At 69.8% G+C, this 15744-nt stretch carries 15 protein-coding genes; 2 read left to right on the forward strand and 13 right to left on the reverse strand.

Translation table 11 applies throughout. The annotated features are described in order from the left end of the window. Positions 1-8: 8 nt before the first annotated feature. The 10 genes from RF645_RS01155 to RF645_RS01200 form a co-directional block, all read right to left on the reverse strand. On the reverse strand, positions 9-1109 hold the full coding sequence (locus tag RF645_RS01155) for an iron ABC transporter permease (protein WP_006215166.1): 1101 nt from the start codon (positions 1107-1109) through the stop codon (positions 9-11). 78 nt (positions 1110-1187) lie between these two features. Further along, the gene (locus RF645_RS01160; protein WP_368818421.1) at positions 1188-2015 is read right to left on the reverse strand and encodes a class I SAM-dependent methyltransferase; all 828 of its coding nucleotides are present in this window, start codon (positions 2013-2015) and stop codon (positions 1188-1190) included. Between the two features lie 155 nt (positions 2016-2170). Further along, on the reverse strand, positions 2171-3106 hold the full coding sequence (locus tag RF645_RS01165) for an urea transporter (RefSeq protein ID WP_368818422.1): 936 nt from the start codon (positions 3104-3106) through the stop codon (positions 2171-2173). 57 nt (positions 3107-3163) lie between these two features. Continuing rightward, on the reverse strand, positions 3164-4060 hold the full coding sequence (locus RF645_RS01170; RefSeq protein WP_006215162.1) for an urease accessory protein UreD: 897 nt from the start codon (positions 4058-4060) through the stop codon (positions 3164-3166). Further along, a complete protein-coding gene (gene ureG, locus RF645_RS01175) occupies positions 4053-4664 on the reverse strand; it encodes an urease accessory protein UreG (protein WP_006215161.1) in 612 nt (203 codons plus the stop codon). The genes RF645_RS01170 and ureG overlap by 8 nt, the downstream gene beginning before the upstream one ends. 67 nt (positions 4665-4731) lie before the next feature. Beyond that, the gene (locus tag RF645_RS01180; RefSeq protein WP_006215160.1) at positions 4732-5442 is read right to left on the reverse strand and encodes an urease accessory protein UreF; all 711 of its coding nucleotides are present in this window, start codon (positions 5440-5442) and stop codon (positions 4732-4734) included. Continuing rightward, positions 5443-5934 carry an urease accessory protein UreE gene (gene ureE, locus RF645_RS01185; RefSeq protein WP_006215159.1) on the reverse strand — a complete coding sequence of 164 codons (492 nt, stop codon included), beginning with the start codon at positions 5932-5934 and terminating at the stop codon, positions 5443-5445. It lies immediately after the preceding gene. A gap of 78 nt (positions 5935-6012) precedes the next feature. Further along, complete coding sequence (ureC, locus tag RF645_RS01190) at positions 6013-7728, reverse strand: urease subunit alpha (RefSeq protein ID WP_006215158.1); 1716 nt, start codon at positions 7726-7728, stop codon at positions 6013-6015. A gap of 21 nt (positions 7729-7749) precedes the next feature. After that, positions 7750-8187, reverse strand: a complete 438-nt coding sequence (locus RF645_RS01195) for an urease subunit beta (RefSeq protein WP_006215157.1) — start codon at positions 8185-8187, stop codon at positions 7750-7752. Positions 8188-8198: 11 nt separating this feature from the next. Further along, positions 8199-8501, reverse strand: a complete 303-nt coding sequence (locus RF645_RS01200; protein WP_006215156.1) for an urease subunit gamma — start codon at positions 8499-8501, stop codon at positions 8199-8201. A gap of 353 nt (positions 8502-8854) precedes the next feature. Between RF645_RS01200 and valS the strand changes: the two genes are divergently transcribed. Beyond that, positions 8855-11509, forward strand: a complete 2655-nt coding sequence (gene valS / locus RF645_RS01205; protein WP_006215155.1) for a valine--tRNA ligase — start codon at positions 8855-8857, stop codon at positions 11507-11509. A gap of 182 nt (positions 11510-11691) precedes the next feature. On the opposite strand, the gene RF645_RS01210 is transcribed toward valS, so the two are convergent. Both RF645_RS01210 and RF645_RS01215 read right to left on the reverse strand, forming a co-directional pair. Next, a complete protein-coding gene (locus tag RF645_RS01210) occupies positions 11692-12297 on the reverse strand; it encodes a DsbA family protein (RefSeq protein ID WP_006215154.1) in 606 nt (201 codons plus the stop codon). Between the two features lie 179 nt (positions 12298-12476). After that, the gene (locus RF645_RS01215; protein ID WP_006215153.1) at positions 12477-13043 is read right to left on the reverse strand and encodes a TetR/AcrR family transcriptional regulator; all 567 of its coding nucleotides are present in this window, start codon (positions 13041-13043) and stop codon (positions 12477-12479) included. A 241-nt stretch (positions 13044-13284) separates the two neighbouring features. Here RF645_RS01215 and RF645_RS01220 point away from each other — a divergent pair, with 241 nt between their 5' ends. Then, positions 13285-14172, forward strand: a complete 888-nt coding sequence (locus tag RF645_RS01220; RefSeq protein WP_368818423.1) for an ABC transporter ATP-binding protein — start codon at positions 13285-13287, stop codon at positions 14170-14172. A 165-nt stretch (positions 14173-14337) separates the two neighbouring features. On the opposite strand, the gene clpX is transcribed toward RF645_RS01220, so the two are convergent. Continuing rightward, positions 14338-15624 carry an ATP-dependent Clp protease ATP-binding subunit ClpX gene (gene clpX, locus RF645_RS01225; RefSeq protein ID WP_368818424.1) on the reverse strand — a complete coding sequence of 429 codons (1287 nt, stop codon included), beginning with the start codon at positions 15622-15624 and terminating at the stop codon, positions 14338-14340. Positions 15625-15744 lie beyond the last annotated feature (120 nt).

Raw genomic sequence — 15744 nt, forward strand, 5'->3', positions numbered from 1 at the left:
AGCTCCGATCAGCGAGAGGAGGACCCGGCGCGCATGCGTCGGATGAGGAGGAGGAGGAAGGGGGCGCCCAGCATCGCGGTGATGATGCCGATGGGCAGCTCCTGGGGCTGCAGCACGGTGCGCGCGGCCAGATCCGCCAGGCTCAGCAGCAGAGCGCCCAGCAGGGCCGCCACGGGAATGGCGGCGGTGTGAGCCGCGCCGACCAGTCGCCGGGCCAGGTGCGGCATGATCAGCCCCACGAACCCGATGCTGCCCGAGGCCGCGACCAGCACCCCGATGCACAGCGAGACGAGCACCAGCAGCAGGGCCCGCGTGCGCTCCGGCGACACGCCCAGCGAGTGCGCGGTGTCGTCGCCCAGGGCCAGGGCGTCCAGGCGCCGCCCCTGGAGGCTCAGCACGACCACGGTCACCGAGGTGATGACGACGACGGCGGCCAGCGGCGTGCCCCACGACGCCAGCGACAGCGAGCCCAGCAGCCAGAACATGACCGAGCGGGTGCCCTCGGCGCTGCCGCTGGCGAAGATCAGGAAGCTCGTCAGCGCGTTGAGCGCGTAGCCCACCGCGACCCCGGCCAGCAGGAGCCGAACCGAGGTCAGCCGGCCGCCGGAGCGGGCGGTGGCGTAGACGAGCACGGAGGCTCCCAGAGCGCCCAGGAAGGCCATGGCCTGCAGGGCGTGCTCCCCGCCGCCCAGGGTGAACCCGAAGAGGATCGAGGCCGCCGCGCCGCAGGAGGCTCCGGAGCTGATGCCGAGCAGCTGAGGATCGGCCAGCATGTTGCGCACCATCGCCTGCAGGGCCATGCCGCACACCGCCAGCCCTGCCCCCACGAAGGCCGCGAGCACCACGCGCGGGGCGCGGACCTGCCAGACGATCGCATCCTGCGTGGCGCTGGCACCGGGGCCGATCTCCATCCCCGTCAGATGCTCGACGAGCACACCCAGCACGCGCACGGGCCCGATGCTCACGGAGCCCACGCCGACCGCCAGCACGAGCGCCGCGCACAGCGCGGCGACCAGGGCGATGATCCACAGGACCGCGCGTCGGCGGCTGCGCGAGAGCACCCGCCCGATCTGCGAGCCCGCGATCTGCGAGCTCGACTCCTGCCTCACGATGTGGCCCCTCCTTCGGCTTCAGAACCCTTCACTGTACTGACGATCCCGCAGTGCGCGATCCGCTGCGGTTCCACCTCAGGGCCGAGCCGTGATGAGGTGCTGGGGCACCAGGTCGTGGCCCGGGACGACCCCTCGATCGCGGTCCAGCTCCCACAGCTGCTCGAGCAGACGCACCCGCACCTCCCGGAAGCCCGCGGCGCGGATCCGCTTGGTGAGCTCCTCGACGCTGCGGGCCTCGGCCAGCGGCAGCATCGAGCGCACGGCAGGGTCGTAGTGCTCGCGAAACCCCGGAGTCGGGTTAGCGTCGATCCCCCGCGGGAACCACAGGCCGTCGACCGCGACGAGCAGCCCCGACGGTCGCAGCGCGCGCCGCCATGCACGCAGGGCGTCATCAGGCGAGCGCAGGGTCCACAGCAGGTACCTGCTGACGAGGACGTCGAAGGAACCGGGCGCCACCGGAGGCTCGGCGGCATCTCCCAGGCCGAACTCCACCGACAGGCCCAGCTCCGCAGCCCGGTCCCGGGCGATCCCGAGCATGGCCTCAGAGAGGTCGATCCCCGTGACGCGGTGGTCCAGCTGCGCCAGCTGCAGGGCCATGTAGCCGCTGCCGGTGCCCAGATCCAGCACGTCCTGGGGCTGAGCGGGCATCACCTGCTCAAGGATCCCTCGCCACGCGATCCGATCCGCCTCCACGCGTGCTTCGCGGTGCTGCTGCCGGTCGTACTCCCGCGCCCGCTGGTCCCAGTAGTCGGTGATCCGGCGCTGGACCTCGTGCCCGCTGTCCGGCCTGAATCGACGTCCGGGGGTGTGCTCGCACGCCTCCGGACGGTGCGTGTCGAGCCTCTCTCCAGGGGCTGGTCGGTGCGGGTGCAGTTGCCCACCGGTGGGCGTACGACCAGTCATCTCTGGCTCCTCGTCGGGCATCTCAGACGGCACGGCAGACCGTGAGACCCTGTCCCTCGTCTCCCCCGCATCGAGTGGATGCCCCGTTGCGCTGTCGGGCTGAACAGCGCAACGGGATGTCCACTCGGACGATGGAGCGGAAGCGGCAGGACGGCTCACGCGGGCGCACGTTCGCTGCTCGGCGACGCGTCCGAGAGCTGCCGCCGCCGCGGCGAGAGCAGCTCGTCTCCGATCAGCACGGCCCACATGGCCAGCAGGAACGGCCAGGTGTAGGTGGGGATGGGGGTGGGGTCCAGCACCCAGCGCAGCCCGACGGCTGCGGCCACGCCGATCGCCGCGCAGACCAGCCGGTGGACCAGGCCGCGTCCCGGGCAGAAGATCGCCCCCAGGGCGATCGCGACGAGCACCGCGCTGTAGCCGATCAGACCTGTGGACACCGGCACGATGTCGCTGGTGAGGACGAGACCGAGCACCAGAGCGAGAAGCGAGCCGAACAGCCCCCACAGCCCCACGCGCAGCGATCCCACCAGCAGCCCCGCGAGGATCACCAGCCCCGGGACCAGGCCGTCCGCGAGCACGACCTCGGCGAAGGGGTTCAGCATCCCGAGCAGCGATCCCTGCACGGCGCCGGCCGAGGTCGTCGTGATGCCAGGCTCGACGATCGGCTGCAGCACGCCGAAGAGCAGTCCCGCCACGAGGCAGAAGGGCGCGGTCGAGACCGGCAGTCCGAAGCGGCGCAGCGCGTCCGTGTCGAACAGGCCACGGAGGACCAGGTGGGCCGGGATGCAGGCCAGCGCGCCGACCACTGTCATGGCGATGGACAGCGCGGTCTCGTTGAGATGGATGGTCGACAGCGAGGCCGCTGCGCCGACCAGGGCGCCGTTGTAGCCCATGAGCCCGTCTCGGACGAGCTCTCGCTCTCCGATGACCCATGCGGCCAGCGTCTGGACGGCACAGCCGATCACCACGAGGACCGCGGTGCGGGGATTCGCCACGGCGATGCCGATCAGCAGCAGCGCTCCGGCGGGAGCGCTGCGCAGGAAGAAGATCTGGGAGATCCCGTACAGCACGGTGCGGACAGCGTTCATCATATGAAGCCTCTCAGCGGGGCGTCGTCAGGACGCAGCAGAAGGGTCGGGGCCCGGTCGTCACGGGCGCCGCAGGTCGAGCGGGGGCTGGTCGCGCCAACGGGCCCGCAGCAGGTCGACGACCCCGCGGTGCAGCGCGGCGATCGCGCCCGTGGAATCGGCCAGGGAGCGGATCGCGACGCACCGCAGGCCGTCGGGATGCGGAAGGCCGCCGCGGGTGATCCCGGACAGCGTCGCCGAGTCCTCCACGGACGAGGCCAGCTGCTCGTACAGCTCGTCGTCCAGGCGCCGATCGGCGATCAGCAGCTGGCCCGTGTGGCTGCGGCCCTCCATCATCCCCGAGCCGGTGATGGCCTGGCCCGCGTCGGGGACCATGCGCAGCTGATCGACGACGAGCCGGCGCCGGTGCTCGTCGTCCTCGACCTGGACCTCTGTGCGCAGCCGCACCTCGTCGAAGCGGAACGGCTCGCCGTCCGGCGACCACCCCGGGGTGATGATCTCGGCCATGACCAGCGACGCGGTGGGGTGCATCCGCACGAGCGTTCGCTGGCGGTAGGAGCCCTCGCGATAGACGATCAGCTGGTCCGGCAGGTGCTCGAGCACCGCCCCGGGGCCCAGGCGGACCTCCATGTCCTGCCGCGCCGGGCCCTGCGGGGTCCGATACACCTTGGTCGCCGACTGCGTAGTGGACAGCAGCGAGGCGTCCTGACCCACCTCGAGCTCGAGCTCATAGCGGTCCGCACCGAAGTACGCCCCACCCGGGTTGATCACCGGATAGCAGACCTGCCCGGTGCCATCCAGGTGCAGCGGCTTGAGGATCCGCAGCGCGCCGTCGTGGAACTGCCGGGCCGCGTAGGAGCGGCCGTCGCGCTGCTCGATCCGCAGACGCAGCTGCCCGGTCGGCGGAGCGCTCGGCGACTGCTCGTCCTGCGAGGGGCCCGCAGCCTGCTCAGTCAAGGTCGAGCATCAGGACGTCGGAGCGGATCCAGCTCATGACGGAATCCAGGCCCTCGTCCGTCTTCAGGTTGGTGAACGCGAAGGGCTTGTCCTTGCGGAAGACCTTGGAATCGGCCTCCATGACCTCCAGGTCCGCGCCGACGTGCGGGGCGAGATCCGTCTTGTTGATCACGAACAGGTCCGACTTGATCATGCCCTGCCCCGCCTTGCGCGGGATCTTCTCGCCCTGGGCGACGTCGACGATGTAGATCGAGAAGTCCACCAGCTCGGGGCTGAACGTCGCCGAGAGGTTGTCTCCGCCGGATTCCACGAAGATGACGCGCACGTCCGGCAGGCGCCGCTTGAGCTCCTCGATCGCGGCCTCGTTCATGGACGTGTCCTCGCGGATCGCCGTGTGCGGGCAGCCGCCCGTCTCCAAGCCGATGATCCGCTCCTCCGGCAGCACCGACTCGCGGGCCAGGATCTTGGCGTCCTCGATGGTGTAGATGTCGTTCGTGATCGCGGCCATCGAGATCTCCTGGCTCATCGCACGCGTCAGGCGCTCGATCAACTGGGTCTTCCCGGCGCCCACGGGGCCTCCGATGCCGATGATGACGGGGTCCATGGCTTCTTCTCCTCCTGTATTGCTGTCTGTGCTTCGTGTCTTGTCGGCGCACCCGGCGCCGAGCGCATCAGCTCATGAAGAGCCGAGCGCGCTGACGCTCGTGGTGCATCTGCGCGATCTCCAGCCCCGGGGCGATCGCACCCAGGTCCTCGCGCTCCAGTCCCCGGGAGACCTCGACGGCCCGGCGGGTCCAGTCCTGCGCAGCGCGGATGATGCGCTGCCCGGCGCTCTGTCCCAGGGGGATGCCGCGCACCGCGTTCTGGGTCAGAGAGGTCGCCGTGGCCTGGACGTGGGCCGCCACGGCGGTGTCCTGATCGAGCCCCAGCTCGCGGGCGAGGACTCCCCAGACGACGGCCTGATGGCCCTGCATGCGCCCGGCCTGCACCTCCTCGGCGCAGCGGGTGGTCCACGGGCCCGGGTAGGACGCCGCGCCGATGCTCAGCAGGCGACGGCCCATGGTGATGCCGCCGTCGCGCACCTGCTGCGGCAGCGCCTGGACGGTCGCCAGCTCATCCAGGTCGACGACCTCCTCCACCTCGCGCGCGGTGTAGACCAGGCGGATGGCCAGAGCATCCGTGTAGGTCAGCTGCTGATCGGCGAACATCTGCAGCCACTCGGCGAAGCTGCCCTCGTCGTGGATCTGCCCGCGCTGCATGTAGGTCTCGAAGCCCAGCGACTGGCTGAACGCGCCTGTCGGCAGGGCCGAGTCCGTGAGCTGCATCAGGCTCAGCAGCGGATCCGGCCCGGAGGCCGCCGCGATGGTCGGTGTCGGCGTCATCTAGTGCGTGTGCTCCGCATGGCGGAAAGGCACGGGCATGACCCTCTCCTGACGATCGAACGGGATGCCGTGATGCACCAGGAAGTCCTCGACCGTGTGGTCGTAGCGCACCACCATGACCTCGGCGCCGTACGGGCTCTGCGCGTCGAAGAACTGCGCCGGCAGGTGCCGGTTGCCCAGGCTGTGCGCCGCGAAGGCCATCTCCACGATGCTGCGCGCCGCGATCACCAGGACGTCCGTGGGCAGCAGCGAGATCACCACGGCATTGCCGTCGGCCCCCTCGCCCTCGACGGCCAGGATGTCGCCGTCGCGCAGATCGGCGCTGCCGCGGGGCAGACGCAGCCCGATCTCGCGGTCGTGGTCGGTGCGCACTCGCTGGATGCGCTTGGACAGTTCCTCGTCCGCCAGGACCACTCGCTCGACGTGCCGCTGCCCCACCAGGGCGCGTCCGGCCTCGTCGTTCATGCTGCCGAGCAGCTCGGTCACGATCATCGTCGCGACTCCTCTCGTCGTCGGTCCTGCCCGCGGCGGACGCTGCGTCCGCCGCGGGCAGGGTGAACGGTCACGACCTCAGAAGAGGAAGTACCGCTGGGCCATGGGCAGCTCGGTCTGCGGCTCGCAGGTCACGACCTCGCCGTCCACGGAGACCTGGTACGTCTCCGGGTCCACGACCAGCTCGGGCGTCTGGCCGTTGAACTTCAGGTCGGCCTTGCGCAGGGTCCGGATGTCGGAGCAGGCGCGCACGATCTTGCGCAGCCCGAGCTGGCGCGGCACACCGCGCTCGATCGCCGACCTGGACAGGAAGGTGATCGAGGTGCCGGACACGGCGGCGCCGTAGGCTCCGAAGGCCTTGCGGTACCAGCGCGGCTGCGGCGTGGGGATCGAGGCGTTCGGGTCGCCGACGATCCCGTGCACGATCGTTCCGCCCTTGAGGATCATGTCCGGCTTCACCCCGAAGAACTGCGGCTCCCACAGCACCAGATCCGCGAACTTCCCGACCTCGACGGAGCCGACCGATCCGCTGATCCCCTGCGCCAGCGCCGGGTTGATCGTGTACTTGGAGATGAACCTCTTGATCCGGTGGTTGTCGCCCGTGCTCCCCTCGTCCTCCGGCAGCTTGCCGCGCTGGCGCTTCATGGAATCGGCCACCTGCCAGGTGCGCAGCACGACCTCGCCCACGCGCCCCATGGCCTGGGAGTCGGAGGAGGTCATGGAGAAGATGCCCATGTCATGCAACACGTCCTCCGCGGCGATGGTCTCCTTGCGGATGCGGGAGTCCGCGAACGAGACGTCCTCCGGGAGGTCCGCGCGCAGGTGGTGGCACACCATGAGCATGTCCAGGTGCTCCTCCACCGTATTGCGGGTGTAGGGCAGCGTGGGGTTGGTCGATGCCGGCAGGATGTTCGGCTGCGAGGCGAGCTCGATGATGTCGGGAGCGTGCCCGCCGCCGGCGCCTTCGGTGTGGAAGGTGTGGATCACCCTGCCGGCGATCGCCGCCTTGGTGTCCTCCACGAACCCGGCCTCGTTGAGAGTGTCGGTGTGGATCGCGACCTGGACGTCGTACTCGTCGGCGACCTCCAGGGCCGTGTTGATCGACGACGGCGTGGCGCCCCAGTCCTCGTGGATCTTCAGCCCGATCGCACCGGCGCGGATCTGCTCCGCCATGGGCTGGATCGCGGAGCCGTGGCCCTTGCCGAGCAGCCCGAAGTTCATGGGGAAGTGCTCGAAGGAGCGCAGCATGCCGTGGATGTTCCACGCGCCGGGCGTGATCGTGGTGGCCTTGGTCGACTCCCCCGGGCCCGTCCCGCCGCCGATCATGGTCGTGATGCCGGAGACCAGCGCCGTCTCGATCTGATCCGGGCTGATGAAGTGCACGTGGGTATCGATGCCGCCGGCCGTGAGGATCTTGCCCTCGCCCGCGATGATGTCCGTGGCCACGCCGATGATGATGTCGACGCCGTCCATGGTGTCCGGGTTGCCGGCCTTGCCGATCTTGAAGATGTGCCCGTCGCGCAGGGCCACGTCGGCCTTGTAGATGCCGGTCCAGTCGATGACCACCACGTTGGTGATCACGGTGTCCGGGATGCCGACGTCGCGGACCAGCTGCCCGTTCTGGCCCATGCCGTCGCGCACCACCTTGCCGCCGCCGAACACCGCTTCCTCGCCCGGCGTGGTCAGGTCCTGCTCGATCTGCGCGAACAGCTCGGTGTCCGCCAGTCGGATCGCATCCCCGGTCGTGGGCCCGTAGAGGCTCGTGTACTGCTCGCGGCTCAGCTCGAAGCTCATGTCGTCCTGGTCCTCTCGCGCTCAGCGCGTCTCATTGGAGTAGTCGGTCTCGGCGCGCTCGCGCAGCGGCTGCGGGGCGTCCCCGGCAGCATGGCGCCGGTTGCCCGAGTAGTCCTCGGACCTGATCTGGGAGACGTCCGCGGCCTCCTGGGGATCCAGGCGGCCGTCGACCAGGTCGCGGAACCCGTGGACCACGCGGTCACCGCCCAGCGGGATCAGCTTCACGGTCGTCGAGTCGCCGGGCTCCAGCCGCACGGCGGTGCCGGCGGGGATGTCGAGGCGGCGTCCCAGGGCGGCCTCGCGATCGAAGTCGAGCGCCCGATTGGTCTCGGCGAAGTGGAAGTGCGAGCCGACCTGGATGGGCCGATCGCCCCTGTTGAGGACCTCGAGCTCGATGGCCTCCCGACCGGGATTGCACACGACGGGGTCGCTGGCGAGGACGTACTCTCCGGGCTGCATGACGGTCTCCTTCAGCGGATCGGGTCGTGGACGGTCACGAGCTTCGTGCCGTCGGGGAAGGTGGCTTCGACCTGGACGTCCGGGATCATCCCGGGGACGCCCTCCATGACGTCGTCCGCCGTGAGGATCGTGCTGCCCCAGCTCATCAGGTCGGTGACGGTGCGCCCGTCGCGGGCACCCTCGAGCAGCTCGTAGGTGAGGATCGCGACGGCCTCGGGGTGGTTCAGCTTGAGACCGCGCGCCTGGCGGCGTCTGGCCAGATCGGCGGCGACGACGACCAGGAGCTTCTCCTGGTCCTTGGGCTGAAGGTGCATGAGCTTCCTCTGCTGGCTCGAGGGCCCGAGCCGACGACGTGCCGTCGGATCGAGCCGTTCGGATCGATGCGTGTCGCAAGCCTTCTCGACATTCGGGGAACAGGTCTACTCCTTTTTTGTTGCCTTTGCGTGACGGAATGGCTTCGACACTCCGACAGCCGCCTGAGTCTTCCCCGACGACCTCCTGCACACTCCCGCCGAGTGGATCCCCAGTTGCGCTGTTCACCCCAACTGCTCAACTAGGGATCCACTCGAGCCAGGTGAGGGATCCGCTCGGGCCAGGTGGGTATTCCCCTTGGCCAGGGCAGTGAGAGGTGCTGAGACGCAGGGCGAGCCATGGGAGACTGGTCCCCATGGCTGACAACACTCAGGGCACAGACACGCCCACCACGATCACGGTCCCGGACAAGCCCGCCCTCGAGGGCCTCGAGGAGAAGTACTCGCAGCGCTGGCGCGAGCAGGGCACCTACGCCTTCCAGGAGGGCACCCCGCGCGAGCAGGTGTACTCGATCGACACCCCGCCGCCCACGGCCTCCGGCTCGCTGCACGTGGGCCACATGTTCTCCTACACGCAGACCGACGTCATCGCCCGCTACCAGCGCATGACCGGCAAGAACGTGTTCTACCCGTTGGGCTGGGACGACAACGGCCTGCCCACCGAGCGCCGCGTCCAGAACTACTACGGGGTGCGCTGCGATCCCTCTTACGCCTACGTGGAGGGCTACCGCCCGCCGGAGAAGCCTGCCAAGAACCAGCGCGACTGGGACGTGGTCTCCCGCCAGAACTTCATCGAGCTGTGCGAGGAGCTGGCGGTCGAGGACGAGAAGGTCTTCGAGCACCTGTTCGCCACCCTGGGCCTGTCGGTCGACTGGACCCGGACCTACCGCACGATCGACGACCACTCGCGCCGCGTCTCGCAGCTGGCCTTCCTGAAGGACCTCCAGGCCGACAACGCCTACATGGCCGAGGCCCCCACCATGTGGGACGTCACCTTCCGCACGGCCGTGGCACAGGCGGAGATCGAGGACAAGGAGCGCGAGGGCGCCTACCACCGCGTGGCCTTCCACCGCCCGGACGGGCAGAAGGTCTTCATCGAGACCACCCGCCCCGAGCTGCTGCCGGCCTGCGTGGCCCTGGTGGCCCACCCCGACGACGAGCGCTACCAGGAGCTGTTCGGCACCACCGTGCGCTCGCCCCTGTTCGACGTCGAGGTCGAGGTCAAGGCGCATCACCTGGCCAAGCCGGACAAGGGCTCCGGCATCGCCATGATCTGCACGTTCGGCGATCTCACCGACGTCACCTGGTGGCGCGAGCTCGAGCTGCCCACCCGCGCCCTGATCGGGCGCGACGGCCGCTTCCTGGCCGAGCAGCCGTCGTGGATCGCCGACGGCGCCCCGGCTGAGCGCTACGCGAACGTGGCCGGCAAGACCGTGTTCTCCGCTCAGCAGGCTGTGGTGGAGATGCTCACGGAGTCCGGCGACCTCGAGGGCGAGCCGAGGAAGATCACCCACCCGGTGAACTTCTACGAGAAGGGCGACAAGCCCCTCGAGGTCGTGACCTCCCGGCAGTGGTACATCCGCAACGGCGGCCGCGACGCCTCTCGCCGCGAGAAGCTCATCGAGCGCGGCCGGGAGATCGAGTGGCATCCGTCGTTCATGCGCTCCCGGTACGAGAACTGGATCGAGGGGCTCAACGGCGACTGGCTGGTCTCCCGCCAGCGCTTCTTCGGCGTGCCGATCCCCGTCTGGTACCCGCTGGACGCCCAGGGCGAGCCGGTCTACGACTCCCCCGTGCTGCCCGACGAGGCCGCGCTGCCGGTCGATCCCGCCGCCCAGCCGGCCCCTGGGTACACCGAGGACCTGCGCGACGTCCCGGGCGGCTTCACCGGCGACCCGGACGTGCTCGACACCTGGGCGACCTCGTCGCTGACGCCGCAGATCGCCACGGGGTGGGAGACCGATCCGCAGCTGCACGCCTCCACGTTCCCCATGGACCTGCGTCCGCAGGGCCACGACATCATCCGCACCTGGCTCTTCTCGACCGCCGTGCGCGCCGAGACCCTGGCCGGCTCCGTGCCGTGGCGCCACACCGCGCTGTCGGGCTGGATCCTGGATCCGGACCGCAAGAAGATGTCCAAGTCCAAGGGCAACGTGGTCGTGCCGAACGAGGTCCTGGAGAAGTACGGCGCCGACGCCGTGCGCTACTGGGCGGCCTCCGCACGCCTGGGCGCGGACACCGCCTACGACGAGGGTCAGATGAAGATCGGCCGTCGCCTGGCGATCAAGCTGCTCAACGCCTCCAAGTTCGTGCTGAACCAGGGGGTCACGGAGGCCTCGGTGCTGGGCACCGGAGCCGCTTCCGCCGGTGCCGATCCGTCGGTGATCATCAACGGCCTGGATCGCGCCCTGCTGGCACGTCTGCGCGAGGTCGTGGAGCAGGCGTCGAAGGCCCTGGCCGGCTATGAGTACGCTCGGGCGCTGCAGCTCGTGGAGTCGTTCTTCTGGTCGTTCACCGACGACTACGTCGAGCTCGTGAAGGACCGGGCCTACGGCGCGCAGGGCCCCGAGCAGCAGGCCTCCGTGCATGCCGCCCTGGCCACCACCCTGGATGCGCTGCTGCGGCTGTTCGCCCCGTTCATCCCCTTCGCCACGGAGGAGGTCTGGTCGTGGTGGCGCGCAGGCTCCGTGCACCGCGCGCCGTGGCCGTCGGCCGAGTCCCTGGGCCAGGCCGATCAGGCCGATCCCGAGATCCTCACCGCCGTGGGCGTGGCACTGTCCGGGCTGCGCAAGTCCAAGTCCGAAGCCAAGGTCAAGCAGCGCACGGAGGTGCTGTCGGCGACCATCACGGCCCCGGCCGCCCAGGTCGAGCAGCTGCAGGCCGGGCTGGGCGATCTGAAGGCCGCCGGCAACGCACGCGAGCTGACCGTCGTGGAGGGCGAGACGGGCGATGCCCTGCTGCTGGTCGGCGACGTCCGGCTGGCTCCCCCGGAGGAGACCGTGCAGGCCTGATCCGATGGCACGGCACTACGGCCCCCGCACCGATCGGTGCGGGGGCCGTAGTGCTTGCTCGGCGCCTCATCGAGTTGCGTCGGATACTGGCCGACGCCTGCCCTGTCGACCACGGCCTTCGTCAGCCACGGGCGTGACGGCGGCCGTCGTCGGGGCAGTCCCGGCGAGCGCGGCCGGAGGCCTCAGCTGAAGTCCGGGCCCTTCTCGCGGCCGCGCTTGAGCTCGTAGAACCCCGAGTAGCCCGACAGGGTCAGCGCGGCGTCCCAGATCTCGGCCGCCTGCTCGCCCTTGGGAGCCGGGGTGAACACGGGGCCGAAGAAGCCGGTGCCGTTCACGGCGATGCACGGGGTGCCGATGTCCTTGCCCGCGACGGCCTGAGCCGCCTCGGTGGACTCGCGCAGGGCGGCGTCGAAGTCGGTCGAGTCCTTGGCCTCGATCAGCTCGGCCGGCAGGCCGACCTCCTCGAGGGACTCGGCGATGGTCTCGACCAGCTTCTTCTCGTCGCCGTAGCCCTGGACGTGCCAGCGGGTTCCCATGGCGTCGTAGAGCTTCTTGCGGTACTCGTCGCCGTGGGCCTGCGCGGCAGCCTGGATCACGCGGACCATCCACATCGACTCGTCGTGGCCGTGGTGGTGGTTGTCCGGGTTGTTCTCGTTGAGGATGCCCAGGGAGATGATGCGCCAGTCGACCTCGACATCGCGGCGCTGCTGGACCTCGCCCATCCACCGGGAGGTCATCCAGGCCCAGGGGCACAGGGGGTCGAACCAGAAGTCCACCTTGTCAGACATGCTCACTCCTTGATCAGCGGCGAGGTGCCGCCATGTGCGGGGGCGGCCGACCCGGAACAGGACCCGGCCATCGCTTCCCAACCTATGACGCACGGACGGCACAGGTCGAGGCGTCCGCTGACAGCGTGATGACGTGCAGGATCCGACCGCCCGCCGCGTGTGCGCAGCCTGCCCGCCCCTCAGGGACGCAGACCGTGGAAGTAGGCGCCCACGAGCCAGCTCAGATCCACCGGCATGGTCTGCGTCACGGTCTCCGGGAGCGGGCGGGTGACCACCGCCAGGCCGAAGTAGAACTGCGCAGGGCTCAGGTCCTCCCGCACCAGCCCCGCCTCTTTGCCCCGACGCAGCAGCGCGCCCAGCCGGTCGAAGAGCCGGTCCCGCAGCTGCAGCACTCGGTCCCAGCCCGCCTCCTCGAACGCCGCCTTGCGCTGCGGGTCGGCACCTTCCACCAGAGCGCCGATCCGCAGCCGCCCGAGCTCGTGGGCGGCGGCCTGCCACGTGGCCCGGGGATCCTGATCCCACGCCGTCTCCAGCTCAGCGGCCGCCGCCTCGACCTTCTCGACGACGGCCTCCATCACCCCCAGGTAGAGCTCCCCTCGCGTGGGGAAATGGCGGTAGAGGGTGCCGATCCCCACGCCCGCTCGTACCGCAACCGCGCTGAGCGGGACGTCCGTGCCCTGCTCTGCGAACAGCTCAGCCCCGGCCGTCTGCAGAGCAGCGCGCTTGGCTCGGGCATCGGCTCGCATGGTGGTCCTTCCGTGGTCATCTTCTCGGCTGGCAGCACTCTGACGCTCGGAACGCCGCCTCATGATCCTCGCACGGCCATGACCCAGCTCACCGGCCCCGAACTCCGGCCCGGAGGACCTGCCGCTGGCGGTCGCCGGTCCCGCCCCGGCCGTCGAGCAGATCACCGATGCGCTCGAGGAGCGCTCCCCCGGCGCCTTCGAGATCACCGAGTACGACGACGCCGAGCAGGCTGAGCAGGCCGTGGCCGATCGAGAGGCCATCGGTGCCGTGACGGTGGGACAGCAGGGTGTCGAGGTCCTCAAGGCCTCGGGAGCCGGCACCCCCTACGGCACGATGATGGACGGCATCGCCACGGGTCTGGAGGAGCAGCAGAAGGCCCAGGCGCAGCAGGCACAGGGGCAGGAACAGCAGGCTCCGGCGCAGGGCGATCAGACTGCCGCTCAGGGCGGACAGGCGCAGGGCCAGCAGGCCCCGAGTGACCAGCCCCAGCAGGCCCCGGCCCAGGAGGTCACCGTGCGCGACGTCGCCCCGCTGACCGACGACGACCCGAACGCGACAGCCATGAGCACGCTTGCCCTGCCACTGGCCTTCGGCGGCATGATCTCCGCTGCGGCCTTCACCATGCTGTCCGGGAATCGTCCCGCTGTGCGCGCCCTCGGCATCATCGGCTTCTCGGCGCTGGCGGGCGTGGCCGTGACCTGGGTCCTGCAGAGCTGGCTGCACGCGGTCGACGGCGACTTCTGGGCCCTGGCCGGCGTGCTCGCGCTGGGCATCGCGGCGATCTCCCTGGCCGTCTCCGGGTTGCAGTCCGTGCTGGGCGGTGCCGGTCTGGCGCTGGGCGCGGTCCTCATGATGTTCGTGGCCAACCCTCTGTCGGGCGTGGCGACCGGCTGGCAGTGGTTGCCGCAGCCGTGGGGCGCGATCGGACAGCAGCTGCCGATCGGCGCCGCAGGCACCGCATTGCGCTCAGTGGCCTTCTTCGACGGCACCGGGATGACTCACGCGCTGATCGTGCTCGTCTGCTGGGCGGCCGCGGGTCTGCTCCTCATCGCGCTGAGCGCGCTGCGCAAGCACAGGAAGAACCGCACCCGACGCGCGGACTCCTCCGCCTCGACGCGCAGCGCCTGAGCCGCTGAGCACAGGACAGTCCGCAGAAGAGCAGGGCCCCGATCGCCGCGCAGCGATCGGGGCCCTGCTCATGTGTCTCTGCTTGCCTGATCGTCGACGTCCGGGAGCCGGCTGCACGATCCGGAGACTGGGCCCGCTCCCCGCACACCGGGCATCAGGTCAGGCTCAGGCGGACTTGGACTCCTCGTCCGGGGCCGTGAGGATCTGGGGCTCCACGCCGTCGGTGACGCACTCGGCCTCGACGATCACCTGAGCGGCACCCTCGAGAGTGGGCAGATCGAACATCACGGGGAGCAGGACCTCCTCCATGATGGCGCGCAGGCCGCGGGCGCCGGTGCCGCGCTCGTCCGCCTTCTGCGCGATCGCGGTGAGGGCCTCGTCGGTGAAGCTGAGCTCCACGCCGTCGAGCTCGAACATCTTGCGGTACTGCTTGAGCAGTGCATTCTTGGGCTCGCGCAAGATGCGCACGAGATCCTCGGTGGTCAGCTCGTCCAGCGCGGCGATGATCGGCAGGCGGCCGATGAACTCCGGGATCAGACCGAACTTCAGCAGGTCCTCCGGCAGCACGGTGCCGGAGTGCATGGCCTTCTGCGGGTTGAGGATCTGCTCCACCGGAGCGCCGAATCCGATCGAGGTCTTGCCGGCGCGGGATTCCACGATCTCGTCGAGCCCGGCGAACGCCCCCGCCACGATGAACAGGACGTTCGTGGTGTCGATCTGGATGAACTCCTGCTGGGGGTGCTTGCGCCCGCCCTGCGGCGGCACCGAGGCCACGGTGCCCTCGAGGATCTTCAGCAGCGCCTGCTGGACGCCCTCGCCGGAGACGTCGCGGGTGATCGACGGGTTCTCCGACTTGCGGGAGATCTTGTCGATCTCGTCGATGTAGATGATCCCGGACTCGGCGCGCTTGATATCGAAGTCGGCGGCCTGGATCAGCTTGAGCAGGATGTTCTCGACGTCCTCGCCCACGTAGCCGGCCTCGGTCAGCGAGGTCGCATCCGCCACGGCGAACGGGACGTTGAGCTTGCGGGCCAGCGACTGCGCCAGGTACGTCTTGCCGGAGCCCGTGGGGCCCACCAGCAGGATGTTGGACTTGGCGATCTCGACGGACTCGTCGCCCTCGTCGGTGGCCAGCTGGAGCGGGCGGCCCTCCTGGGAGGCGCGCACCCGCTTGTAGTGGTTGTAGACGGCCACGGACAGCGCCCGCTTGGCGGGGTCCTGGCCGATCACGAACTGCTGGAGGTGGTCGTAGATCTCACGGGGCGTGGGCAGCGAGGAGTCCTCCTGGCCGACGGTCTCCGTCAGCTCCTCCTCGATGATCTCGTTGCACAGCTCGATGCACTCGTCGCAGATGTAGACGCCGGGGCCCGCGATGAGCTTGCGGACCTGCTTCTGGGACTTGCCGCAGAAGGAGCACTTGAGCAGGTCAGCGCTCTCGCCGATGCGGGCCATGGGGCTCTCCTTCTGCCGGGTGCTGCCGACGCCCCGAGTGCGGGCGCACGACGACGAGCGCCGGTCGGCGCTGACGCTTCCACGATACGCGAGGGGCGACGACCCGCCCAACAACATGAC

The sequence above is a fragment of the Kocuria sp. CPCC 205260 genome (assembly GCF_040981045.1).
Lineage (GTDB): Bacteria > Actinomycetota > Actinomycetes > Actinomycetales > Micrococcaceae > Kocuria > Kocuria palustris.